This is a genomic window from Nocardia otitidiscaviarum (assembly GCF_007362295.1).
GTDB classification, from domain to species: Bacteria; Actinomycetota; Actinomycetes; order Mycobacteriales; family Mycobacteriaceae; genus Nocardia; species Nocardia otitidiscaviarum.
The window spans coordinates 3,779,900-3,800,880 of the sequence record NZ_CP041695.1; the positions used below are offsets into that span (position 1 = coordinate 3,779,900).

At 68.8% G+C, this 20,981-nt stretch carries 25 protein-coding genes; 11 read left to right on the forward strand and 14 right to left on the reverse strand.

The window, feature by feature from the left end; genetic code table 11:
* Nucleotides 1-72: 72 nt before the first annotated feature.
* Both FOH10_RS16650 and FOH10_RS36140 read left to right on the forward strand, forming a co-directional pair.
* Entirely contained in the window at nt 73-993 is a 921-nt protein-coding gene (locus FOH10_RS16650) for an SDR family oxidoreductase (protein WP_143981427.1), read from the forward strand.
* Between the two features lie 178 nt (nt 994-1,171).
* Nucleotides 1,172-1,276, forward strand: a complete 105-nt coding sequence (locus FOH10_RS36140; RefSeq protein ID WP_342355926.1) for a MerR family transcriptional regulator — start codon at nt 1,172-1,174, stop codon at nt 1,274-1,276.
* On the opposite strand, the gene FOH10_RS16660 is transcribed toward FOH10_RS36140, so the two are convergent.
* Nucleotides 1,258-1,911 carry an alpha/beta fold hydrolase gene (locus FOH10_RS16660; RefSeq protein WP_143981428.1) on the reverse strand — a complete coding sequence of 218 codons (654 nt, stop codon included), beginning with the start codon at nt 1,909-1,911 and terminating at the stop codon, nt 1,258-1,260. The genes FOH10_RS36140 and FOH10_RS16660 overlap by 19 nt on opposite strands.
* 41 nt (nt 1,912-1,952) lie before the next feature.
* Complete coding sequence (locus FOH10_RS16665; RefSeq protein ID WP_143981429.1) at nt 1,953-2,564, reverse strand: DUF4126 domain-containing protein; 612 nt, start codon at nt 2,562-2,564, stop codon at nt 1,953-1,955.
* A 176-nt stretch (nt 2,565-2,740) separates the two neighbouring features.
* On the opposite strand from FOH10_RS16665, the gene FOH10_RS16670 reads away from it, so the two are divergent.
* Nucleotides 2,741-2,950 carry a hypothetical protein gene (locus tag FOH10_RS16670; RefSeq protein ID WP_143981430.1) on the forward strand — a complete coding sequence of 70 codons (210 nt, stop codon included), beginning with the start codon at nt 2,741-2,743 and terminating at the stop codon, nt 2,948-2,950.
* A gap of 97 nt (nt 2,951-3,047) precedes the next feature.
* Here FOH10_RS16670 and FOH10_RS16675 read toward each other — a convergent pair whose 3' ends face one another.
* Together FOH10_RS16675 and FOH10_RS16680 are read right to left on the reverse strand one after the other, a co-directional pair.
* Nucleotides 3,048-3,416 carry a hypothetical protein gene (locus tag FOH10_RS16675; protein WP_221937991.1) on the reverse strand — a complete coding sequence of 123 codons (369 nt, stop codon included), beginning with the start codon at nt 3,414-3,416 and terminating at the stop codon, nt 3,048-3,050.
* Between the two features lie 62 nt (nt 3,417-3,478).
* Nucleotides 3,479-4,084, reverse strand: a complete 606-nt coding sequence (locus FOH10_RS16680) for a TetR/AcrR family transcriptional regulator (protein ID WP_143981431.1) — start codon at nt 4,082-4,084, stop codon at nt 3,479-3,481.
* Nucleotides 4,085-4,211: 127 nt separating this feature from the next.
* Here FOH10_RS16680 and FOH10_RS16685 point away from each other — a divergent pair, with 127 nt between their 5' ends.
* Entirely contained in the window at nt 4,212-5,318 is a 1,107-nt protein-coding gene (locus FOH10_RS16685; RefSeq protein ID WP_143981432.1) for an FAD-dependent monooxygenase, read from the forward strand.
* A gap of 86 nt (nt 5,319-5,404) precedes the next feature.
* Nucleotides 5,405-6,880: an MFS transporter gene (locus FOH10_RS16690; RefSeq protein WP_244962023.1), complete on the forward strand. Its 1,476-nt coding sequence runs from the start codon at nt 5,405-5,407 to the stop codon at nt 6,878-6,880.
* A gap of 88 nt (nt 6,881-6,968) precedes the next feature.
* On the opposite strand, the gene FOH10_RS16695 is transcribed toward FOH10_RS16690, so the two are convergent.
* Nucleotides 6,969-7,640, reverse strand: a complete 672-nt coding sequence (locus tag FOH10_RS16695) for a DNA alkylation repair protein (RefSeq protein ID WP_143981433.1) — start codon at nt 7,638-7,640, stop codon at nt 6,969-6,971.
* Between the two features lie 137 nt (nt 7,641-7,777).
* On the opposite strand from FOH10_RS16695, the gene mbp1 reads away from it, so the two are divergent.
* Nucleotides 7,778-8,020: a microaggregate-binding protein 1 gene (gene mbp1, locus FOH10_RS16700; RefSeq protein WP_143981434.1), complete on the forward strand. Its 243-nt coding sequence runs from the start codon at nt 7,778-7,780 to the stop codon at nt 8,018-8,020.
* Between the two features lie 131 nt (nt 8,021-8,151).
* Here the strand turns inward: mbp1 and FOH10_RS16705 are convergent, their stop codons facing one another.
* Nucleotides 8,152-9,024, reverse strand: coding sequence for a CE1 family esterase (locus FOH10_RS16705; RefSeq protein WP_143981435.1), 873 nt, complete (start codon nt 9,022-9,024; stop codon nt 8,152-8,154).
* Between the two features lie 273 nt (nt 9,025-9,297).
* Between FOH10_RS16705 and mraY the strand changes: the two genes are divergently transcribed.
* Nucleotides 9,298-10,368 (forward strand): phospho-N-acetylmuramoyl-pentapeptide-transferase, encoded by a 1,071-nt coding sequence (gene mraY, locus FOH10_RS16710; protein WP_143981436.1) that lies wholly within the window; start codon nt 9,298-9,300, stop codon nt 10,366-10,368.
* A gap of 4 nt (nt 10,369-10,372) precedes the next feature.
* Here mraY and nagB read toward each other — a convergent pair whose 3' ends face one another.
* From nagB to FOH10_RS16735, 5 genes are read right to left on the reverse strand one after another with little or no spacing between them, the layout of a single operon-like run.
* Nucleotides 10,373-11,155 carry a glucosamine-6-phosphate deaminase gene (gene nagB / locus FOH10_RS16715; RefSeq protein ID WP_143981437.1) on the reverse strand — a complete coding sequence of 261 codons (783 nt, stop codon included), beginning with the start codon at nt 11,153-11,155 and terminating at the stop codon, nt 10,373-10,375.
* Nucleotides 11,143-12,309, reverse strand: a complete 1,167-nt coding sequence (locus FOH10_RS16720; protein WP_143981438.1) for an N-acetylglucosamine-6-phosphate deacetylase — start codon at nt 12,307-12,309, stop codon at nt 11,143-11,145. Before FOH10_RS16720 ends, nagB begins: the two co-directional genes overlap by 13 nt.
* A gap of 16 nt (nt 12,310-12,325) precedes the next feature.
* Nucleotides 12,326-13,984: a phosphoenolpyruvate--protein phosphotransferase gene (ptsP, locus tag FOH10_RS16725; protein WP_186000871.1), complete on the reverse strand. Its 1,659-nt coding sequence runs from the start codon at nt 13,982-13,984 to the stop codon at nt 12,326-12,328.
* Nucleotides 13,974-14,237 (reverse strand): HPr family phosphocarrier protein, encoded by a 264-nt coding sequence (locus FOH10_RS16730; RefSeq protein ID WP_039814892.1) that lies wholly within the window; start codon nt 14,235-14,237, stop codon nt 13,974-13,976. Before FOH10_RS16730 ends, ptsP begins: the two co-directional genes overlap by 11 nt.
* Complete coding sequence (locus FOH10_RS16735) at nt 14,234-15,457, reverse strand: PTS transporter subunit EIIC (RefSeq protein ID WP_143981440.1); 1,224 nt, start codon at nt 15,455-15,457, stop codon at nt 14,234-14,236. Before FOH10_RS16735 ends, FOH10_RS16730 begins: the two co-directional genes overlap by 4 nt.
* A gap of 119 nt (nt 15,458-15,576) precedes the next feature.
* Between FOH10_RS16735 and FOH10_RS16740 the strand changes: the two genes are divergently transcribed.
* Together FOH10_RS16740 and FOH10_RS16745 are read left to right on the forward strand one after the other, a co-directional pair.
* Nucleotides 15,577-15,807 carry a PTS sugar transporter subunit IIB gene (locus FOH10_RS16740; protein ID WP_039814894.1) on the forward strand — a complete coding sequence of 77 codons (231 nt, stop codon included), beginning with the start codon at nt 15,577-15,579 and terminating at the stop codon, nt 15,805-15,807.
* A 5-nt stretch (nt 15,808-15,812) separates the two neighbouring features.
* Nucleotides 15,813-16,262 carry a PTS sugar transporter subunit IIA gene (locus tag FOH10_RS16745; protein WP_143981441.1) on the forward strand — a complete coding sequence of 150 codons (450 nt, stop codon included), beginning with the start codon at nt 15,813-15,815 and terminating at the stop codon, nt 16,260-16,262.
* Between the two features lie 74 nt (nt 16,263-16,336).
* Here the strand turns inward: FOH10_RS16745 and FOH10_RS16750 are convergent, their stop codons facing one another.
* Both FOH10_RS16750 and FOH10_RS16755 read right to left on the reverse strand, forming a co-directional pair.
* Complete coding sequence (locus FOH10_RS16750; protein ID WP_244962024.1) at nt 16,337-17,065, reverse strand: GntR family transcriptional regulator; 729 nt, start codon at nt 17,063-17,065, stop codon at nt 16,337-16,339.
* A 44-nt stretch (nt 17,066-17,109) separates the two neighbouring features.
* The gene (locus FOH10_RS16755) at nt 17,110-17,460 is read right to left on the reverse strand and encodes a hypothetical protein (RefSeq protein WP_143981442.1); all 351 of its coding nucleotides are present in this window, start codon (nt 17,458-17,460) and stop codon (nt 17,110-17,112) included.
* Nucleotides 17,461-17,542: 82 nt separating this feature from the next.
* Between FOH10_RS16755 and FOH10_RS16760 the strand changes: the two genes are divergently transcribed.
* Entirely contained in the window at nt 17,543-18,511 is a 969-nt protein-coding gene (locus FOH10_RS16760; protein WP_143981443.1) for a quinone oxidoreductase family protein, read from the forward strand.
* Nucleotides 18,512-18,624: 113 nt separating this feature from the next.
* Here FOH10_RS16760 and FOH10_RS16765 read toward each other — a convergent pair whose 3' ends face one another.
* Complete coding sequence (locus FOH10_RS16765; protein WP_143981444.1) at nt 18,625-19,227, reverse strand: TetR/AcrR family transcriptional regulator; 603 nt, start codon at nt 19,225-19,227, stop codon at nt 18,625-18,627.
* 86 nt (nt 19,228-19,313) lie between these two features.
* Between FOH10_RS16765 and FOH10_RS16770 the strand changes: the two genes are divergently transcribed.
* Complete coding sequence (locus tag FOH10_RS16770; protein WP_143981445.1) at nt 19,314-20,762, forward strand: FAD-dependent monooxygenase; 1,449 nt, start codon at nt 19,314-19,316, stop codon at nt 20,760-20,762.
* Nucleotides 20,763-20,981: the final 219 nt, after the last annotated feature.

Consider the following 20,981-nt stretch of genomic DNA (forward strand, 5'->3'; position numbering starts at 1 on the left):
GCTACGGTGATGTCACGGACTGACATCATGGTTCCCGCCCCGACGGGAGCCCGCAGCAGGAAGGCGCACGACATGCGCGTATTCGTCACCGGAGCCTCGGGACACCTTGGCTCAGCGGTCGTTCCCGAGCTCATCGCAGCGGGACACCAGGTCGTGAGCCTGGCCCGTTCGGACAAGTCCGCCGCCGCGTCGACGGCTGCCGGTGCCGAGGTGTACCGAGGCGACCTCGACGATCTCGTCGGCCTCGCCGCAGCCGCCGCAGCAGCCGACGGTGTCATCCACCTGGCCTTCAAACACGACGCCATGTTCGCCGGCGACTTCGAAGGTGCGGTCGCAGCGGATCTGCGTGCCATCGAAGCGCTCGGGGACGCGCTCACCGGTACCGGCAAGCCTCTGGTGGCCACGTCGGGAACCGTGATGTTCGCCTTCGCTGGACTCGAGAACGCCGTCACCGAGGCCGACGCGCTCGACGCAGGCCCGCGGATCGACGCCGAGAACACGGTGGTCGCGCTCGCTGAACGCGGCATCCGTTCGTCCGTCGTCCGGCTCACTCCGACCGTGCACAGCACGCTCGACCACAACGGCTTCATCCCGACCCTTATCTCCATCGCCCGGTCGAAGGGCGTCGCCGCCTATGTCGGCGACGGGACCAACCGCTGGCCCGCCGTACACACACTGGATGCGGCACGCCTGTACCGGCTTGCGCTGGAATCCGCGCCGGCGGGGTCACGGCTGCACGCCGTCGGCGACGAGGGGGTCACCTTCCGCCAGATCGCCGAGGGCATCGGCCGCGGTCTGAACCTGCCCGTGGTCAGCATCCCGGCGACGGAAGCCGAAGCCCACTTCGGCTTCCTGAGCGCACACGCCCAGGCCGACAACCCGGCCTCGAGCACGCTGACCCAGGACCTCCTCGGCTGGAAGCCCGCCCAGCCCGGCCTCATCGAGGACCTCGGCCAGGGCCACTACTTCGACGCCTCGGCAAACACCGGATGAGTGGGGCCGTACGGGTTGCCGGTAGCGCCGCAGCCCATTCCTTCCGGGGACACGGGCTTTGACGTTGATGCTGTGTGAACGTTCGGCATCCGAGTACCGGCGATACCGGTGGAGTTCCCCAGGAGGTGCGAACTTGGCGTGGTCGATCGCGAAGGCGGTCCGCATGTCGGGAGTCACGATGCGAATATTGCGCCATTACAACGACATCGGGCTGCTCGCGCCCGCGGGCATGCGCGGCAGCGGCCAGGCTCGCCGACCTGCCATCTACCGGCCCGGGAGGTAGCTGTCGAGCAGATCGGCCAGTTCGGTGGGGCGGGCCAGGGCGGCGTAGTGGCCTGCCGCGAGTTCGTCGGGCGTGATGGCGAGTCTGTCGGCCACCACGCGACGCTGGAAATCAGCCGGGAACAAGCGGTCCTCGGTGCACAGGACGAACTTGGTGGGGATGTCCGGCCAGTTGGGCAAGGGCCAGGGTGTCGCACCGGCCGCGGTGGAGGGGTGGTTGCGTTCGCGGCGGCGCGCCTCGGCGGCTAGTTCGTGGGGTACGTCGTGGTAGTAGATCGCGTCGTCGTCGACGTACTCCGTGCTGGATCGGTAACCGGTGGCATCCCACCACTCGTCCGGCCGCTCCCCCGGCTTCGGCACCATCCCCGCGACCAGGATCAGCAGATCTGCCGAGAGTCGGGCGGCCGCGAGCGGCGCGGTGAACGCCCCGAAGGAATGACCGACCACCACCAGGTCCGTGCGATCGCCGACCGCCTCCACCACTACCTCGGTGTACCGATCCAACCCCACCGCATCGTCGTCGGCCGGGAGGTCGGGAGCGACGACATCATGCCCGCGGCGTCGCAATTCCGCCGCCACCAGATGCCAACTCCAGCCGCCGTCCCCCGCCCCGTGCACCAGAACGAATGTGCTCACAGGTCCCTCTTCCGCCGCCTCGCCATCGCAGACTACCGGGATCATCGTCGCTCTCCACCCGGCCCGGGCCGCTCTCGCCTGCGCCCCCGGCGAAGCCACCGACCGGCCCGCACGGCCAGCCAGCCCAGACCGATCAGCAGCAGCACCACCGCGATGAACGCCACGACCGGGACGGCCAACGCCAGAATGGTGAGCGCCAGCGAAGTGCCGTCCTCGGCGGTGGAGACGACCGGATTGCCCACACCCGCGGTCGTTCCCGTGACGAACGGTCGCGCCGCCGTGCGACCGGCGTGCACACTGCCCGCGGTGATCGCGCCGAGCACGGCGGCGACCGCGGGCGGCAGGTTCGAGGACAGGCTGGTCTCGGCGGCGAAGAGGATCGCCCCGGACGCCGGAGCCACGAGCACCCCGATACCGTGCACCACCGAATCGATCGCCGGAATCTTGTCGCCGACGAGATCGAGAACGAACACCACCGCGATCCCGATCAGCACGGGCGTCGAGGACAACCACCCGTACGAACTGCCCAGATCGATCCAGCCCATCCGGTCGGCGATACCCACCGCCAACAGGGGCAACCACGCGTTCAGCCCCGCCGCCCCCGACAGCCCGAACGCACCGAGCACCGCCGCGACGGCCGCTGTGATCTCCATGCCACAAGTCTGCCGCCATCGACCGACAGGGGCCGATATTTGCCCGGCGAGACACCGCGGGTGTCCCGCCGGTTCCAGCCATGCCCCGCTCACAGAGGCATGAACACAGCTACGGGGCGGATGGGACATCGGGTCGGCCGAGCGCACATGTCGGCACCGCGAATTACTGTGGCTCCGTGGGTTTCAGCGAATACGCACCGGGTGACGTCGTGTGGTTTCCAGAAGGTCCGTTCAGTGGGATCTGCGGGGTGGTGCGGGAGGTGGACGCACGGAATGCCAAGCTGCGTATCGACTTCGGTGAGGGGATGGCGCGGCGTGAAGGCAATGTGCTGCGTGAGCGGCGGCATGGGCTGATCGTGAGCTTCGAGGAAGTCGAGTTGGCTTAGAGGTTCATCTGCTGTTCGGCCCTGCGTGCCAGGGTGCGCATGACGACCTCCCCCAAAGGGGCGTCCCGATGTGGGGGCTGCGCCGCATCACGAACTGCTACACCCGCACATCGAGCCGCGATCCCGCGATGACTGTCGGATCGGCCGTGGCCAGGGCCTCAGCGAGCGGCATGCCCGTGCGTTCGGCGAGGAGTATCCGTTCGCGTACCTCGCGGGGTGTGCGGGGGCGGTAGCCGGGGCCGGTGCCGCAGCAGCCGCCGTGGAAGGTGAGGCCGGAGTCGAGAACTGCTGTCAGGGTGCGCCAACCGGCCTTGTCCAGCTTTCTGGGTACCGCGAGGTGCGGGCCCGCGTCGATGAGATCCGCCCGGCAGTGCGGGCACGGGACGGGGCCGTGCTTGGTCGGGTATTTGAAGGACACCCGGCAGCGCAGGCACACCAGATGTGTCCGGTTCGGGTATATGCACATGGGAGCAGCGTAGATTCGCGATCGCGTCGGGGCGAGTGAATTCCGTTGCCGCCGCTGAGGAGTCAGCTGGGCGGGGCCGTGGCTCGGAGACCGGCGAGCACGACGCCGACGATGCGTTCGGCGTCCGTGCGGGTGAACGGGCGGATGCCACGGTCGACGACGAGATGCACGGGGCCCGAGATCATCTCGCCGAGGAAGGCGCTGTCGATCGGGGGGAGTTCACCGCGGGCGACAGCGGTGTCGACCCGTCGTCGCAGGGCGGCGACGCGCTGGTCGAGCACCTTGGTCAGCATCTGGACGGTGTGGTGGTGACGGGCGGGCTGAATGGCGTGGGCGAGAGTGCGACCGAACGGCGTGTCCAGGGCAGCGGCGAGTGCCAGCAGATAGTCCACCAGGTCTCGGTGGATGTCGCCGGTGTCGGCGACCGACGCGAGATCCTCGGCGTAGCGGAGCAGCGCTTCGACCACCAGTTCTTCGCGGTCGGGCCAGTTGCGGTAGACGCTGGTCTTGTTCACGCCGGCGAGTTCGGCGACCTCCTCGTAGCGGAAGCCCGCGATGCCGTCCCGTGCGACGAGTTCGGCGGTCGCGGCAAGGATCTGGGCGCGCACCCGTGCGTTGCGGCCGCCGGGTCGCCGTGCGGGTGGCCGATCCGCGGTCCCGTCGGTCATTGCGTGCTCACCTCCTGCTCCGGGTGCCGATTCTCGTCAGCCGCGACGTTGCGGCGCAAACCAGCCACCAGTATGCTCCACAAAAGCGACAGATAGTTGCTTTTACTCGCCAGCTGGGAGCACACGCGTGCAGGTCCTCGTCTCCGGAGCCGGTATCGCCGGACTCGCCTCCGCCCTCGAGCTCGGCCGCCGTGGCCACGCGGTGACCGTTGTCGAATACGCCCGCCAACTGCGGCTCACCGGCACCCCCATCGATATCCGGGGTGACGCGATCGCGGCCGTGGGCGGGATGGGACTGCTCCCGCGGATCCGTCGGCACCGTGTTCGGATGTCCGAACTCACCCAGTTCGTCGACAGTGCGGGCGAACCGGTGGCCCGAATCCCATTGGCGGAGGTCAGCGATTCCGACGACGACATCGAACTCCTCCGCGCGGACCTCGTGCGCATCCTCGCCGAGGCGCTCCCGGATTCCACGGTGGTCCGCTTCGACGACTCGATCGCAGCTCTGACCGGTGACGACACCGGCGTCGACGTGCGGTTCAGCTCGGGCCGCGCCGATCGGTACGACCTGGTGATCGGGGCCGACGGAGAACATTCCGCGGTACGCGGACTGTTGTTCGGTCCCGAGGAACGTTACGCACGACACCTAGGGGTCTATTTCGCCCTGGCCGAACTCCCCGACGCGGTTGTGCCGGGCATCAACTCGATCTACAACGTCCCCGGTCGGATGGCGGGCGTCTTCCGGTTCGGCGGCAAAACCGTCGCCAACTTCCAGTTCCGTTCGGCGACCATCGATTACGACCACCGGAACCTGGACGCGCAGAAGCGGATACTCGTCGACGCGTTCGCGGGCTACCGATCGTGGCGTATTCCGGAACTCCTCGACGCGGCCCGCGCCGATCCCGACTTCTACTTCACCGCGGCGCGCCAGACTCGGCTTCCCTCCTGGCACTGCGGTCGAGTCGTCCTGGTCGGCGACGCGGGCTACTGCCCCGCCTACCTGTCCGGGCGGGGCACCTCGCTCGCACTCACCGGCGCCCGTTTCCTCGCCGAGGCACTCGAGCGGCACGGCGCCCGAGCCGAGGCGTTCGCGGAATACGAGGCCCGGCAACGCCCCTACGTGACATTCGCACAGGGTCGTGCCATCGGCGGTCTCGACCGCATCGTGCCGCGCACCTGGGCCGACATCGCCACCCGCAACGCGGCACTGCGATCGCCGGACACCGTGCGCTGAAGCCGTGCGCCACCACCATCCGCCACACCGGCGCGGCCGCCTCCGCACCTCGTGCCGAAATCCCTACGCGCTGAAGAGAATGCACAGTGACACACAGGCTGGAAGAACACTCCCCCATCGTCCGGGAGTACCGCTGGAGCAGTCGGCTCATCCTCTGGGCGGCCGTCCTCACCCTCGCCAATGTCCTGGCCGACGTCGTCATCGGCTCGCCCATGATGGTGCTGCCCCAACTGCTGGACCATTTCGACACCGACCAGGCCGCCTGGCTCAATGCGAGCGCGATGCTGGCCGGAGCCATCTGGTCACCATTGCTCGCGAAGAGCTCCGATATCTTCGGCAAGCGCCGGATCCTCATCGGCACCCTGCTGCTCGCCTGCGCCGGGGCGACAGTCTGCCTGCTCGCCCCGAACCTCTGGATCTTCCTGGTGGGCCGATTCTTTCAGGGCGCCGCCTTCGCCGCGGTCTTCCTCACGGTCGCGCTCACTCGTCAGATCGCCTCGCCCACAGTGGCGATGGCGGTGGTCGGGATGGTCACGTCCGGGTCGTCGGTGGTCGGCATCGTCGAACCGTTCCTGATGAAACCGATCATCGATCTGTTCGGCTATCGCAGCGTGTTCGTGGCGGCGGCGCTGCTCGCGGCGGCGGCCGCGCTCTGCGTACGGGCATTCATTCCGGAGTCGCCTGTTCTCGGCCACGGTCGTATCGACGTCGGCGGTGCACTCCTGCTCGGTGGCGGCCTGGGTGCGCTGCTCGCCTACATCAGTCTCGGCAGGAATTTCGGGTGGGGATCCGGGGAGATGCTCGTGCTGGTGACGGCCGGAGTCGCCGCGCTTGCCGGTTGGGCACTCCGCGCGCTGCGGGTGGACGAACCCATCATCGACATCCGGGCGCTGCGTCGCCCGATCCTGTTGACGCTGTTGGCGCTGGTGCTGGCGGCGGGCTCCTTCCGGAGCATGCTGCAACTGACGAGCATCGTCGCCCAGGTGCCGCCCGAACTGGGGCTCGGGTACGGGCTGGGCGACGGCGAGGCGATCGCGGTGCTGCTCGCGGCGCCCAACCTCGGGATTGTGGTCGGCGGCGTGTGCGCCGGATGGATCGCGGGACGGTTCGGTCCCGCGGTACCCCTGCTCGGCGGCATCGCGGTCGGCGTCGTGGCGAGCTTCGCGATGCTGGCGGGGGTATCGACACTGCCGCTGGCCATCGCCTGCGGTGCCCTCGTCGGAATGGCGGCCGGCGCGATCGGGGCGTCCGGATACAACCTCGCGACCGGTCTCGAAGCTCCCGAACGGCAGGGCACCATCGCCGGTCTGGTCTCGGTCGTGCTCGCCCTCGGCTCGGTCATCGTCAACGTCGCCGGGGGCGAAATACTCAAAGCGACGCGGATACCCGGAACCTTCGCCGACGGCGCACCGGTGAGCACGTCGACCGGCGTGTACCTCTACATCGCGATGGCGGGAGCGCTCTTCCTCCTCGCCGCCGTGCCCGCGATCATATTGGTACGCAACCGGACAGCCGCCGCATCCGGTGTGACGATGCGTCCGGTCGTTCGCCGACGTCGATGAGTCCTCCACGCCACGCCTCCTGGGGCATGTGGACCGGCGCCCACGCGTGTCGTGACTCGCTCGAACTCCCGGTCGTGGGGACGAGCCCCTATCCGCCCTGCTGTCGACGGACCATCTCGGTGATCCAGGTGGGTGCGTAGGGGGAGGTGCAGCCGGGTGGGGTCGGGTAGTCCGCGAGGACCCCGAGGCGTTCGCCGATGTCGAGGGCGCGAGCGCGGTGGGTGACGTGTTCGATGCCGATCTGCGCCAAGCAGTGGTTCATCGCCCATTGCAGACGGTCGGGGGCGTCCTTCATCTCCGACTCGATGGTGTCGAGCAGGCCGGGGAGGTCGAGGCCGTCGGGTCGCTTCGCTACGCGCTCGGTGGTCAGCGCCCAGCCGGCGCTCGCCACCACCGGATCGGGGTCTGCCATCCAGGCTGTGCGGAGCTCCTCGGCGTGAGGACTCTTCCGCACCACGTAGTTCACCAGCCAGTCGTGCGTCTTGGGGGTACGCGCGGTACGCAGCATGCGGTCCAGTTCGCCACGATCGAACGCCTTCGGCCGACAGATCAGCGTTGCCAGCAGCTTCGCCGCCGTGTCGTCGGTCTCCCAGAGCTGTCGTGCCAGCTCCGGCTGCGCTTTCAGCCGCTTCGCGACCGCGCGCAGTGCGGTCAGGTTCACGCCGTGATCGTCGCCGTGCTTCTCGTTCACCGCACGCACCCGGGGATCCTCGAGCGCGGCCAACTCGGCCATCACCTCGGTCACCGTCACCTCGGCCATCGCATCCTCCGCTCCACTGTCCAGAGCTCAGCCTGCCATGAATGTGACTCTCGCCATGACAGCGACCTGGCCGGATTCGGTCGGACGGTGCCGGGTATGTCGGCAGCAGTGAGCCCAAACGACTACGGGAGGTACTCATGTCCGACAAGGAAGAGAGCGCGCGCCAGGGTATCGAGGGCGTCATCGAGGACGCCAAGGGTAAGGCCAAGGAGGTCGCGGGTGTGATCACCGGGGATGAGGACCTCAAGGGTGAGGGCCGTGCCCAGCAGGATAAGGCCGAGGCGCAGCGGGAGGTGGCCACCAAGGAGGCGGCCGCGGAGAAGGCTCGGGCCGAGGCCGAGGTCGCGAAGGCGCGTGAGTCCGGATATCAGGACAAGTAATTCGCGAACAGGTATCGCGGATCGGTGGGCGGCTCGAACGGGCCGCCCACCGATCGCTTCTGCCGGTGTTCCGGGCCGTATCCGAAGCGGCGGGATCCGGGTTCGACAGCGACCGGGTCGTATCGGCTCCGCTATGGGCGCGGGTACGCCTGGAACAGCTGCCACATCCGGTTCTGGATCTCGGTGCGGCGGACGCCGGTCGGCCACGAATGGCTACCGCCGTTGTACACCCGCCACACCACCTGTGTGCCGGAGGCGCAGTCCCAGCGCTTGGAATCCTTCACATCCGTACCACCGTCGGGCCGCTCGTTCTGACACGGTCGGTTCTCCCAGCTCCAGTACATGACATGGCTGTAGGCGATGGGCTCGGGCACCGTGGTGTCGTTGGCGGACGCGAAGACCGCCCAGGAGATCGCGCGGGCCGGGTCGCAGCCCGCCGGAGGGGGCGCGGGAGCGTATACAGCCCCGGAGGCGTAGAAGGTCGAATCCACGCATCCGACCCGGGATGCCATCTGCCCACCGTTGGAGTGGCCCAACAGGTGGATGCGTTTCGGGTTCACACACCACTGCGCGCGCACGTTCGCAACCACACTACGGATATGGTTGAGGTCCACGGGGTTGTCACCGGCTTCCCAGCCCCACCCCGATCCCTCCGGTTTGCTACCGCGTGGATAGACGACAATGGATTTGGTCCGATCGGCGACCGCGTTCCAGCCCGATCCCCCTTCCATACTCTCGGGCGTGCCCCGGCCGCCATGCAGTGCGACCACCAACGGCGCCCCGCCGCTGGGGATTCCGGCCGGAACATGGACGCGGTAGTACCTTCCGCCGAAGTCGACCCGTTTGGTGGTCGGCGTCGTAGAACACGCGACGGCCAGCCCGTCGGGATCCTCGTACAGTTCTTCGTCGGCAGCGGCGGCACCCGCGGTGGAAACCACGAGCGATAATGCCGTGCAGCACGCGCCGATCACGGCGGCCACACGCTGGGAAACAGAGATCGCCACAGAAACTCCTTGTGTGCGAACGAAATTGCGAAACGCACCCTACCCAGATTGCCGTAGCCTTCGTGGCGGTTTCCGCGACGACGGATGCCCGCAGAACTGCGGTCTTGCCGCAGCTGTACGCGGCTCGGACGGGCCGCCCACCGGTCCGCGGCGGGTGTTTCCGGACCGTGTCCGAGGGCAGCGGAATCGGGTCATGTTGGCTAACATCTGAGCTTGGTGTGTCGCGCCGGAACAGCAAGTCGGGCCGGACGAATTCGGTGAAGTGGGGGCGTTGTGCGGCAGATTCTCGTGGCGGCGTTGATCGCGCTGGTGGTGTCGATCTCGCTGACACCGGTGTTGATCAAGGTGTTCTCGCGGCGGCACTGGGGGCAGGAGATCCGGGTCGAGGGTCCGGCCAGCCATCAGCAGAAGCGGGGCACGCCGACCATGGGCGGAATCGCCATTCTGGTCGGGATGTGGACGGGATATCTGGGATCCCATCTGATCGGCATCGGGTATGGGGCCGAAGGCGTTTCGGCCTCGGCGCTGCTGGTGCTCGGATTGGCCACCGCCCTCGGCGTGGTGGGCTTCCTCGACGACTACATCAAGTTGCGGCAGCGGCGGAACCTGGGCTTGACGGCGACCGGGAAGTACATCGGGCAGCTCACCGCCGCGATCATCTTCGGGGTGCTGGTACTGCGATTTCCGAACAGCACCGGGTTGACGCCGGGCAGCCGGGCGCTGTCCTATGTGCGCGATACGTCGATCATCACCCTGGGCACCGTCTTCTTTCTGGTCTGGGTCTGTTTTCTCGTGGTGGCCTGGTCCAATGCCGTGAACTTCACCGACGGCCTGGACGGGCTGGCGGCGGGCGCGATGAGTTGGGCGCTGGGCGCGTACATGCTGATCACGTTCTGGCAGTACTCGAACGCGTGCACGCCGCGCCCCAGCGCGGGCTGCTACCACGTGCGCGACCCGCTGGACCTGGCGCTGGTGTGCGCCGCCGGAGCCGCCGCCTGTATCGGCTTCCTGTGGTGGAATGCCGCCCCCGCCAAGATATTCATGGGCGACACCGGCTCCATGACACTGGGCGGCCTGCTCGCCGGACTCGCCGTCACCACCCGCACCGAACTGCTCATGGTCGTCGTCGGCGCGCTGTTCTTCGTGGAGATCCTGTCGGTGCTGCTACAGATCATCGTGTTCAAGACGACCCGCCAGCGCCTGTTCAAGATGGCTCCGTTCCACCACCACTTCGAACTCGCCGGATGGGCCGAGACCACCGTCATCATCCGATTCTGGTTGCTGGGCGGCATATCCGCCGCCATCGGACTGATGCTGTTCTACGCCGAATACCTGACGGCGTGAGCGGTCAGAAGCGCTGCCACGACGGCTTGTTCTCCACGGCGAACCGGTAGTAGTCCACGGCCTTCAGGTTGACGGCCGCGGCCGGGTCGACGATGACCGTGACGTGCGGGTGCATCTGGAGGATGGAGGCCGGGCAGAAGGCCGACACCGGCCCCTCCACGGCGGCGGCCACGGCATCGGCCTTACCCTCGCCGGTGGCGATCATGACGAGATGGTCGGCGTCACTGATGGTTCCGAGCCCCTGGGTGAGCACATGGGTGGGCACCTGCGACAGGTCACCATCGAAGAACCGGGCGTTGTCCTCGCGGGTCTTCGGCGTCAGCGTCTTCACGCGGGTGCGTGAGCGTAGCGAGGAGCCGGGCTCGTTGAAGCCCAGGTGCCCGTTCGCGCCGATACCGAGAATCTGCACCGAGACCGGTCCGCTCAGCGCGATCATGCGCTCGTAATCGGCCGCGGCGGCCGGAATGTCGTCGGCGCGGCCGTCGGGGCTGTGCACGTCGGCGTCCGCGAAGTCCACCTGCGCGGTGAACTCGTCCCGGATGAACTGGGCGTAGGACTGCGGGTGCCCGGCGGGCAGCCCGATGTACTCGTCGAGCAGGAACGCCTGCACCCCGGCGAAACTCAAGCCCTCCTCCCGATGCTGGCGAATGAGTTCCTGATAGGCGCCGAGCGGCGAGGAGCCGGTGGCCAGGCCGATGGCGCGCGCACCGCGCCGCACATGGTCGGCCATGATGCGGCCGGCGAGCACACCGGCTTCGGTCGCGTTGTCGGTGATCACGAGTTCCATGGCAGTCCGTCCTTGTACACGGTCACAGGGGTCAGTTGGCTATCGGTGACGAGCACGTCGGCGCGCATCCCCGCGCGCAGCGCGCCGACGCGATCGTCGATGCCGAGTAGGCGGGCCGGGGTGGCACAGGCCGCGGTGGCGGCGCTGGTGAGATCCACCCCAGCGTGGAAGACGGTGCGCCGCAGCACATCCGAGGCGCAGGCGGTGCCGCCCGCGATGGTGCCCGGCCCGTGCGGGTCGTAGAGCCGCGACACCCCGTCCGCCACGATCACGTCCAGGATGCCGAGGTGGTAGCGACCGTCCGGCATTCCGGCCGCCGCCATGGCGTCGGTGATGAGCGCGAGATTGTCCGCGCCGAGGGTGTCGAACACCATGCGCACGGTCCCGTCGGCCAGATGCACACCGTCGGCGATGAGTTCGGCCACCACGTCACCGCGCCCGGCCGCCGCCATCGCCGCCGTCAGGAAATTGGCGTCGCGGTGCGCCAGCGCGGGCATGGCGTTGAACAGATGAGTGATGGACACTCGTTCACCGCGGCGCATGGCACGCACCGAGCGCTCGTAGTCGGCCACGGTGTGTCCGAGCGACAGCAGCACGCCCGCCTCGTTCAGCAGATCCGCGAGTTCGTCGAAATGCGCGGTCTCGGGGGCGACGGTGACCGAGACGATGCGCCCGTCGCCGTGCCGCAGCAGCCGCCGCAGCATGGCCGGGTCACCGGGCACGATGCGCGCCGGATCGTGTGCGCCACAGCGGTGTTCGCTGATGAACGGCCCCTCCAGGTGAATGCCAGCGAGCAGTCCGGCATCGACGGCCTTGCCGAGCAGGTCGATCCGCTCCAGCAGTTCGTCCTCGGTGGCCGAGACCAGGGAGGCGACCAGCGTCGTCGTGCCGCGGCCGCGGTGGAAGCCGACGGCGCTCACGACGCCGTCGAAATCCGTTTCCGGGAAACCGAATCCGCCGCCGCCGTGGCAGTGCACATCGATGAGCCCCGGCAGCACGATCGGCGGCTCATCCCCGAGTGTGGGCATCTCACCGTCGAATTCGGCCGCCGGGCCGACGAAGTCGAGGAGCGGACCGTCGAACGACACCACGCCGTCGGCGAGTTCGCCCGCCTCCGTGAGGGTGACGACCCGCCCGCGCAGTGTCGTCCTCAACCCGCCCGCCCCCGGCTCATCGGTCCCCTCCCCGCAACACCGACCGCGCCGCCCGCGCGGCCTCCTCGGCGGTGGCGGCGGCCAGCACCGCCGAGGCCGCCTGCTCGCATTGCTCGCGGGTGACCGCCGCCAGCGCGGCCCGCACCCCGGCCAGCGACCGAGGCGCCATCGACAGCGTCTCCACGCCCAGACCCACCAGCACGCAGGCGAATTCGGGATGGGACGCGGCCTCGCCGCAGACGCCGACCGCCACCTCGTGCCGTCGCGCGCCCGCCACCACGGCCGCGATCGTCTCCGCCAGCGCGGGCTGCCAGGGATTGTGCAGCTCCGCCAGGGCCGAGGACATGCGATCGGCCCCGAACAGATACTGCGACAGGTCGTTGGTGCCGATGGAGAAGAAGTCCACCTCCGCGCCGAGCCGCTCGGCGCGCAGCGCCGCGGCCGGAACCTCGACCATGATGCCGCGGCTGGTCACGCCCAGTTCCCGGGCGCGAGCGGCGAAGGCCCGCGCCTCCTCCACGGTGGCCACCATGGGGGCCATCACCTTCACCGGCGTTCCGGTGGCGGCACGGGCGGCCTCGATGGCGGTGAGCTGGTCGTCCAATGTCCCCTCATCGACACTGGCCAACCGGATACCGCGCACGCCGAGAGCCGGATTCTCCTCCTCGGACAGCTTCAGAAACGGCAGCGGCTTGTCCGATCCGGCGTCCAGGGTGCGCACGGTGACCGGACGCTCCCCCAGGATCTCGAAGATCTCCCGGTACCGGGCCGTCTGCTCGTCGATGGTCGGTGCGGAGTGCCGTCCCAGGAACAGGAATTCGGTGCGGAAAAGTCCGACACCCTCGGCGCCGAGTTCCACCGCGAGCCGGGCGTCGGCCGCGCTGCCCACATTCGCCAGCAGCGGTACCGCGTACCCGTCGGCCGTGCGCCCCGGTCCGGTCGGCGCGTCCTGCTGTCGCGCCCGAGCCGCCAGCACCTCCGTGCGCCGCCCCGGTGCGGGCGCGATCTCGACCGTGCCCGCCGTCCCGTCGACCACCACCTCGGTACCCTCGGCGATCTCGACCGCGCCCGGACAGGCGACCACGGCCGGAATACCCAGCGCCTTGGCCAGAATCGCGGTGTGCGAGGTCGGTCCACCGGCCACCGTGAGCAGCCCGACCACCGTGTCCGGATCGAGTGTCGCGGTATCGGCGGGCGCGAGGTCACGCGCCGCGAGAATGAACGGCACCGCGCTGTCCGGGATGCCGGGCGGGTCGACGCCGAGCAGTTCGGCGACGACGCGTTGCCCCACATCACGCAGGTCGGCGGCGCGCTCGGCCATCATGCCGCCGAGCGCGGTCAACTGCTCGGCGAAGTGGTCGACCGCCTCGGTCACCGCATGTGCGGTGGGGCCGCCCGCTCGGATCCCGGCACGCACCTGATCCAGCAGCGCCGGATCGGCGGCCAGCGCCGCCGTCATGGTCAAGATGTCGGCCGCCGTACCCCGAGCGGTCTCCGCCTGGGCGGCGTAGCGCGCTGCGACGGTGTCGAAAGCGGCCTCCATCCGCGCGATTTCGGCATCGATGTCCGCGCCGGGGGCGTCGGTGGCGCTGGTGGTCGGCGCGGACGCCAACCACAGCACCGGCCCGACGGCCACCCCCGGCGCGGCCGCGACACCGTGAATCTCACGCGTCAAGATCGGTCTCCAGCAGCTCGACGAGCGCGTCCAGACTCGTCTCGGCTCCATCCTCGGCGCTCAGGACGACGGTGTCACCCTGTTTCACGCCCAGGGTCATGACCTGGAGCATGGAGGCCGCGGCCACCGGGGCCTTGCCGTCCACCGAGATCATCACCGGCACCGCGGATTCCGCGGCGGCCTTGACGAAAAGGGCGGCCGGACGGGCGTGTAAGCCGGACTTCGACGCAACGACGGCGGTGCGGTTGATCATTGGGCGGTGTTCTCCTTCTCGATGTCTGCCTCGTCGGGTTCGCGTCCGGGGGTCGGCAGGTTCCAGCGCCGGATGATGAAGCTGAAGGTGACGTAGTACAGCACCGCGTAGCCGAGACCGATCGGAATCAGCAGCAGCGGATGGGTCGCCTTGCCGAAGTTGAGCAGGTAGTCGATGGCTCCCGCCGAGAAGGTGAAGCCGTCGTGGATACCGAGCGCATTCGTCAGTGCCAGCGCCGAACCGGTGAACAGCGCGTGGATGAGCAGCAGCGGCCACGCCACGAAGATGAAGGCGAACTCCAGCGGTTCGGTGATGCCGGTGAGGAAGGCGGTCAGACCGGTCGAGAGCATGATGCCGCCGACCAGCTTGCGGTTCTCGGGCTTGGCATTGCGCCAGATGGCCAGCGCCGCGGCGGGCAGACCGAACATCATGATCGGGAAGAAGCCGGTCATGAAGGTGCCCGCGGTCGGGTCACCGGCCAGGAAGCGCGGGATGTCGCCGTGTGCGCCGTCGTAGTCGCCGATCACGAACCACACCACCGAGTTCAGGATGTGGTGCAGGCCCAGCGGGATCAGCAGCCGGTTGGCGAAGCCGAAGATGCCGCCACCGGCGACGTCGTTGTCCGCGACCGCCTCGCCGAGCCAGGTCAGGCCCGCGTTGAACGCCGGGTAGATGAAGGACATGGCCACGCCGATGAGCACGGCGGCACAGGCGGTGAGGATCGGCACCAGGCGGCGGCCGGAGAAGAAGCCCAGGTAGTCGGGCAGTTGGGTGCGGTGGTAGCGCTGCCACAGCACGGCGGCGGTGATGCCCATGACGATGCCGCCGAGGACACCGAAGTTCACCAGTGCCTGATCCCCGTCGGCAGTGGTCTTACCCTCCAGCACGACCGGAGACATGGCCTTCTCCACACCCTGGAAGGCCAGATAGCCGACAACGCCCGCGAGTGCGGTCGAGCCGTCGGCCTTCTTGGCCCAGCCGATGGCGATACCGACCGCGAACAGCAGCGGGAGATTGTCGAGCAGCGCGCCGCCCGCCCCCGCGAGGACGGCGGCCACCGATTCCAGTGGTGAGAAGCGGCCGAGCATATCGTCTTGGCCGAGCCGCAGCAGCAGACCCGCCGCGGGAAGGGTGGCGATCGGCAGCATCAAGCTCCGACCCAGTTTCTGCAGGCCGGATAGATCCAGCTTCTTACGCTCGCTTGCGGCGACGTCGGCCATAGCGGGGTCCTTCAGTCCGTGAATCGAGTCACACGCGTGTATGGTGACGGTGACTGGTTATAACCAGAGATATACTGGTTATAACCAGTTTTGTCCACCCCGACACGCACGGAGGAAGAATGTCCAAGGCCGATCAGATCGTCGCCGGGCTAGGCGGCACCGACAACATCGTCGAGGTCGAAGGCTGCATCACGCGGTTGCGCGTCGAGATCAAGGACGCCACCAAGGTCGACGAGAAGGCGCTCAAGGCCGCCGGCGCGCACGGTGTCGTCAAGGCGGGCGCCGCGGTTCAGGTCGTGGTCGGACCCACCGCCGACGCACTGGCCGAAGACATCAACGATCTGCTCTGAATCACATGAGCACTCAAATCCTCTCGCCCCTCGCGGGCACCGCCATGCCGCTGTCCGAGGTCCCCGACCCGGTGTTCTCCGCCGAGATGGTGGGAGCCGGGGTGGCGGTGGAACCCCTCGACACCGATGAGCCGACCACCGTGGTCGCACCCGTCTCCGGCACCCTGGTGAAACTGCACCCGCATGCCGCGGTCATCGTCTCCGACTCGGGCGCGGGCGTGCTGCTGCACGTCGGCATCGACACCGTCGGCAAGACCGACCTGTTCCAGGTGCATGTCGAGGAGGGGGCGGCGGTGAACCAGGGCGATGCCCTGATCACCTTCTCCCCCAACGCCATCCGCCGCCTGGACCTGAGCGCCGCCGTCCCCGTGGTGGTGATGGATACCGCCCCGGGCTCCGCACTCGAACCGGCCAGCGGCCCGATCGCGGCGGGCGCGGTACTGTTCTCCATCTGAGAACCAACCGCCCACAGGGCAATTCGCTCGCGGGCACTCGAATCGAGTGCCCGCGAACCGCTTTTCCGGGCGTCTCAGCCCGACGTCTGATTCCCGTTGTCCTCGGCCGACACCGTCATATAGACCTGGTACCGATCGGCGCGATACCAGGACTGCGCATGCTCCACACAGCGATCCCGCGAGTAGGACATGCGGTCGAAAGCCAGTAGCGGAGAACCGAGTTCGGTGCCGAGCCAGCCCGCGTGCCGCTCATCGGCGGCCACCGCGCGCACGCTCTGCTCGGCGCGGTCGATCGGGCAGTCGTACTCCTTGGCCAGCAGCGCGTACAGCGACTGGGTGAGGTCGTGCTCCAGCAGGCCGGGCAGCAGATCGGCGCGGTACCAGCCGTCGTCGATGGACATGGGCAGCCCGTCGGCCAGCCGCAACCGCACCAGATGGAACGCCTTCGCGGTGGCGGTCAGACCCAGTGCCGTGACGGAGGCGGGCGGCGGCACCGCGTAATCGCTGTGCAGCACCACCGTGCTCGGGGTGCGGCCGAGGCGGCGCATGTCGTCACTGAACGAGGCCATGTGCAGCCGCGAGCGCGCCACCCGTTCGGCGACGAAGGTGCCCTTGCCGGGAATACGGGTGATGACGCCCTCGGATTCGAGTTGGCTCAACACCTCTCGCACCGTCATCCGGCTCACGCGATAGTCGTCGCACAGCTGCCGCTCGCTGGGCAGCATCTCCCCCGGGCGCAACGTCGCGCACAGGGCGGTCAGCGCGGACCGCAGCTGGGCCTGTTTGGTTACGCGCCCGGCCACGTGGTCCCCGGGTGCGCCTGGTCCGCCGGGCTCATGCGCTCCTCTTACTTCTCGTTGCGGGCCTTGGGGAATCGCTTCTGCTTGGCGACCCAGCCCGCCATGCGCGCCCAGTGCCCCTTGGCCGGGGTCACCTTGGCGACGAGCTCACGCTCCCACTCCTCGGCCTCCGAGAGTCCGTTCACGGCCTCGACGAGCGCCTTGGCGGCGGCCATATCGGGCACCACGCGGTCACCGAGCACACCGTCGTCACCGACCAGCGTGACACGGACGCCGATGCGCCCGAGCGGCTGCAACACCGCCGTGGCGGAGCCGCCGTTGTCGGCGACGAATCCCTTCACCGAATCGACGACGGACGGCGACAGTTTGACGGAAGCCGGGGCGGCGGTAGCGCTCATGCCGAGCAGTTTACCCATCGGTAAGACCGAGTTGATGTGCCACTGCCCACTGCACGGCCGCGCGGGTGTACAACTGGTAACCATGCGCGCCATCCAGGTTTCCGAGCACGGGGGTCCCGAGGTCCTGCGGTACACGGAGGTGCCGGACCCGGTCATCGGGCCGAAACAGCTGCTGGTCGACACCGAGGCCATCGGGATCAACTTCATCGACACCTACATTCGCACCGGGCGGTATCCGCAGAACGTGCCGTACGTTCCGGGTGCGGAGGGCACCGGCGTGGTGGCGGCGGTGGGGGCCGAGGTCACCGAGTTCTCGGCCGGTGACCGGGTAGCGTGGGCGGCCGCCCCGGGCAGCTATGCCGAGCGGGTCGCGGTGGACGAGGCGGTGGCGATTCCGGTGCCCGAGGGCATCGACGCACCGGTCGCGGCCTCGGCGCTGCTGCAGGGTATGACGGCGCACTACCTGGTCGAGTCGATCTACAAGCCCGAACCGGGCGAGGCGGTGCTCGTGCACGCCGGGGCGGGCGGCGTCGGGCTGATCATCACGCAGCTGCTGGCCAAGCGCGGAGTGCGGGTCATCACCACGGTCTCCTCCGATGAGAAGGAGAAGCTCTCGCGCGAGGCCGGGGCCGCCGAGGTGCTGCGCTACGACGGCGAACTGGCCTCGCGGGTGCGGGAACTCACCGGCGGCGTGGGCGTGGCCGCGGTGTACGACGGCGTCGGCGCGAGCACGTTCGAGGCCAGTCTGGCCTCGCTGCGCGTGCGCGGCATGCTCGCGCTGTTCGGCGCGGCCAGCGGGCCGGTGCCACCGTTCGACCTGCAACGCCTCAATGCCCTCGGCTCCCTGTTCGTCACCCGGCCGACGCTGGCCCACTACACCCGCGACCGGGCCGAACTGCTCTGGCGCGCCCGCGATGTCATGAACGCGATCGCCGACGGGACGCTGCGTATCCGCGTCGGCGCGACCTACCCGCTGGCCGAGGCCGAGCGAGCCCACCGGGATCTGGAGGGGCGCAAGACAACCGGTTCGATCGTGCTGCTGCCGCGCTGACGCGGGCCCGACCGGCGGCGCGGCACCGCCGGTGTCGCGACGGAGCCCGACAGTCGCGCGTGCTCGAACAGTCCCGGCCGCTCAGTAGTCCCGGCCGCAGTAGCCGCGGTCGCTCAGTAGTCGCGGCCGGTGAGTCCCCGGTAGACGAAACGGGTGATGCCCTCCACCGCCTGTTCGTCGGTGAGGTCGACGGTGCCGTCCTCGATGGCCTGGAGCAGGCCGGAGGCCACCAGGAACATCATGGTGAGGCTGGCGTCGGGGGTGCTGGGCAGGCGCAGGCCCGCGGCGGGAAACCCGTCGAGGTGGTCGAGCACGTCCTCGCGCTGGTCGGCGGAGAAGCGACCCATCATGCGGGCGAAGTCCTCGTTCACCAGGGCGGCCTGACTCACGGCCCGGAAGACCGGCCAATGCTCGCGCGCGGCGGTCCAGTAGCCCCGAATGTGGTAGCGCACCGCCTCCGGGTCGGTGAAGTCCGGCTTGTGGTCCGGACCTTCCGCGCGTGAATCACCTTCGTCGGCAAGGTCTTTCAGCAAGGACTGGAGCAGCTCCTCCTTGCTGGCGAAGTGGTTGTAGAACGAGCCCGCCGCGCGTCCGGCCACCGCGGTGATGTCGGTGATCTTGGTGTTGAGATAGCCGCGCTCGGCGAAGAGTTTGCGGGCGGCGGCCTTGAGCGCCTGTTCGGTCTCGGCCGCCTTCTCCTGGCGTTTGCCACCCATTCGCACCACCTCCTTGACAGCGGAACGTACCAGGATCAATACTGAATTCACATTCAGTGAATTTCAGTTCATTATACGGAGTCAGCATGTCAGCACAGGTATTGATCGCCGGAGCCGGTCCGACCGGCCTCACCCTCGCCATCGACCTGGCCCGGCGCGGCATCGCCGTGCGGGTGGTCGAGCAGGCCGAGCGGTTCTTCGCCGGTTCCCGTGGCGACGGCATCCAGCCGCGCACCCTCGAGGTGTTCGACGACCTCGGTGTCCTGGACGCCGTCCTCGCCGCCGGGATGCCGCAGCCGCTCGTACGCGCCTACTTCGGCGGGGAACTGGTGGCCGAGCGGCGGATGAGCGAGTGGCGGGAGCCGAGTTCCGCTGTGCCCTACCCGAATCCGTGGGTGCTCGGGCAGTCCGATACCCAAGGCATCCTGCGGGAGCGGCTGACACGGCTCGGGGTGACGGTCGAACTGTCCACGGCGCTGGTCGATGTCACCCAGGACGGAGACGGCGTGACCGCCACGCTGTCGGCTCCGGCCGGGACCGAAACCGTGCGGGCGGACTATCTGGTCGGCGCGGACGGCGGACGCAGCACGGTACGCAAGCGGCTCGGCATCCCCTTCGAGGGCAGCACCGACGAATCGGTGCGCATGCTGCTCGGCGACGTGCGCGCCGATGCCCTCGACCACGACTTCGGCTACTGGTTCGCCGAAGCGGACGCGCCCATGGACGGAATCGTGCTGTCCCCCTTGCCCGGTGGGCGGCACTTCCAGTTCGGGACGCGGCTGCGCGGTGACGCCGCACCGAGCCTGGAGGTCTTGCAGGGCTACGTCGACCGACTCGCCCACCGGCCCGAGGTGGTGCTGAGCGACCTCGCCTGGGCGACGGTGTGGCGGCCGAATATCCGTCTCGCCCAGCGGTTCCGGGAGGGACGGGTGTTCCTCGCGGGCGATGCCGCCCACGTGCACCCGCCGACCGGTGGGCAGGGGTTGAACACCGGCGTCCAGGACGCCTACAACCTGGGCTGGAAGCTCGCGGCGGCGCTGCGCGGTCCGGGCGCCGAGGCGGAGGCGCTGCTGGACAGCTACCAGACCGAGCGGCGTGCGGTGGCCGCGCGGGTGCTGGGGGTGAGCACCGAACTGCTCGACAAGACCATGGACGGGGCCGCGGACGCCATGAACCGGGGCGAGGAAACTCATCAGCTCGATATCTCCTATCGAGACCTGATGGCACACAACTCGACCGATCGCGCACTGCGGGCGGGCGATCGCGCGCCCGACGCTCCGCTGGTGGACGCGGCGCGGCGACGGGTTCGGCTGTTCGAACTCTTCCGGGGTCCGCACTCGACGCTGCTGCTGTTCGGGGCGGACCGGGCTCCGGCCGCCGAGGCGGGGGTGCGGGTCGTGCCCATCGTGCGCGAGCACGGGGTCGGCGACGCGCTCGGCGACCCCGACGGGGACGCGTTCCGCGCTTACGATGCCGTGGACGGGACCCGGGTGCTCGTCCGTCCCGACGGGTATGTCGCCGAACGCGTGGGTTGAACGCTGCGCGCACGCCTCGGCAACCACATCCTCGACCGACCGGTTCGTCTGAAATGCCGCCTCGGCCACCCCAGCCGCGGTCACCTCCCGAGCCGGACATCCCGGGCGGTTCGCCCGTGATCACCTCCCGCGCGCGACAAGGCCGGCGACATGCTGGATGATCTTGCTGCCGCACAAGACGATTCGCCGCGACCATTCGGACGAGCCCGTATGGTGGGT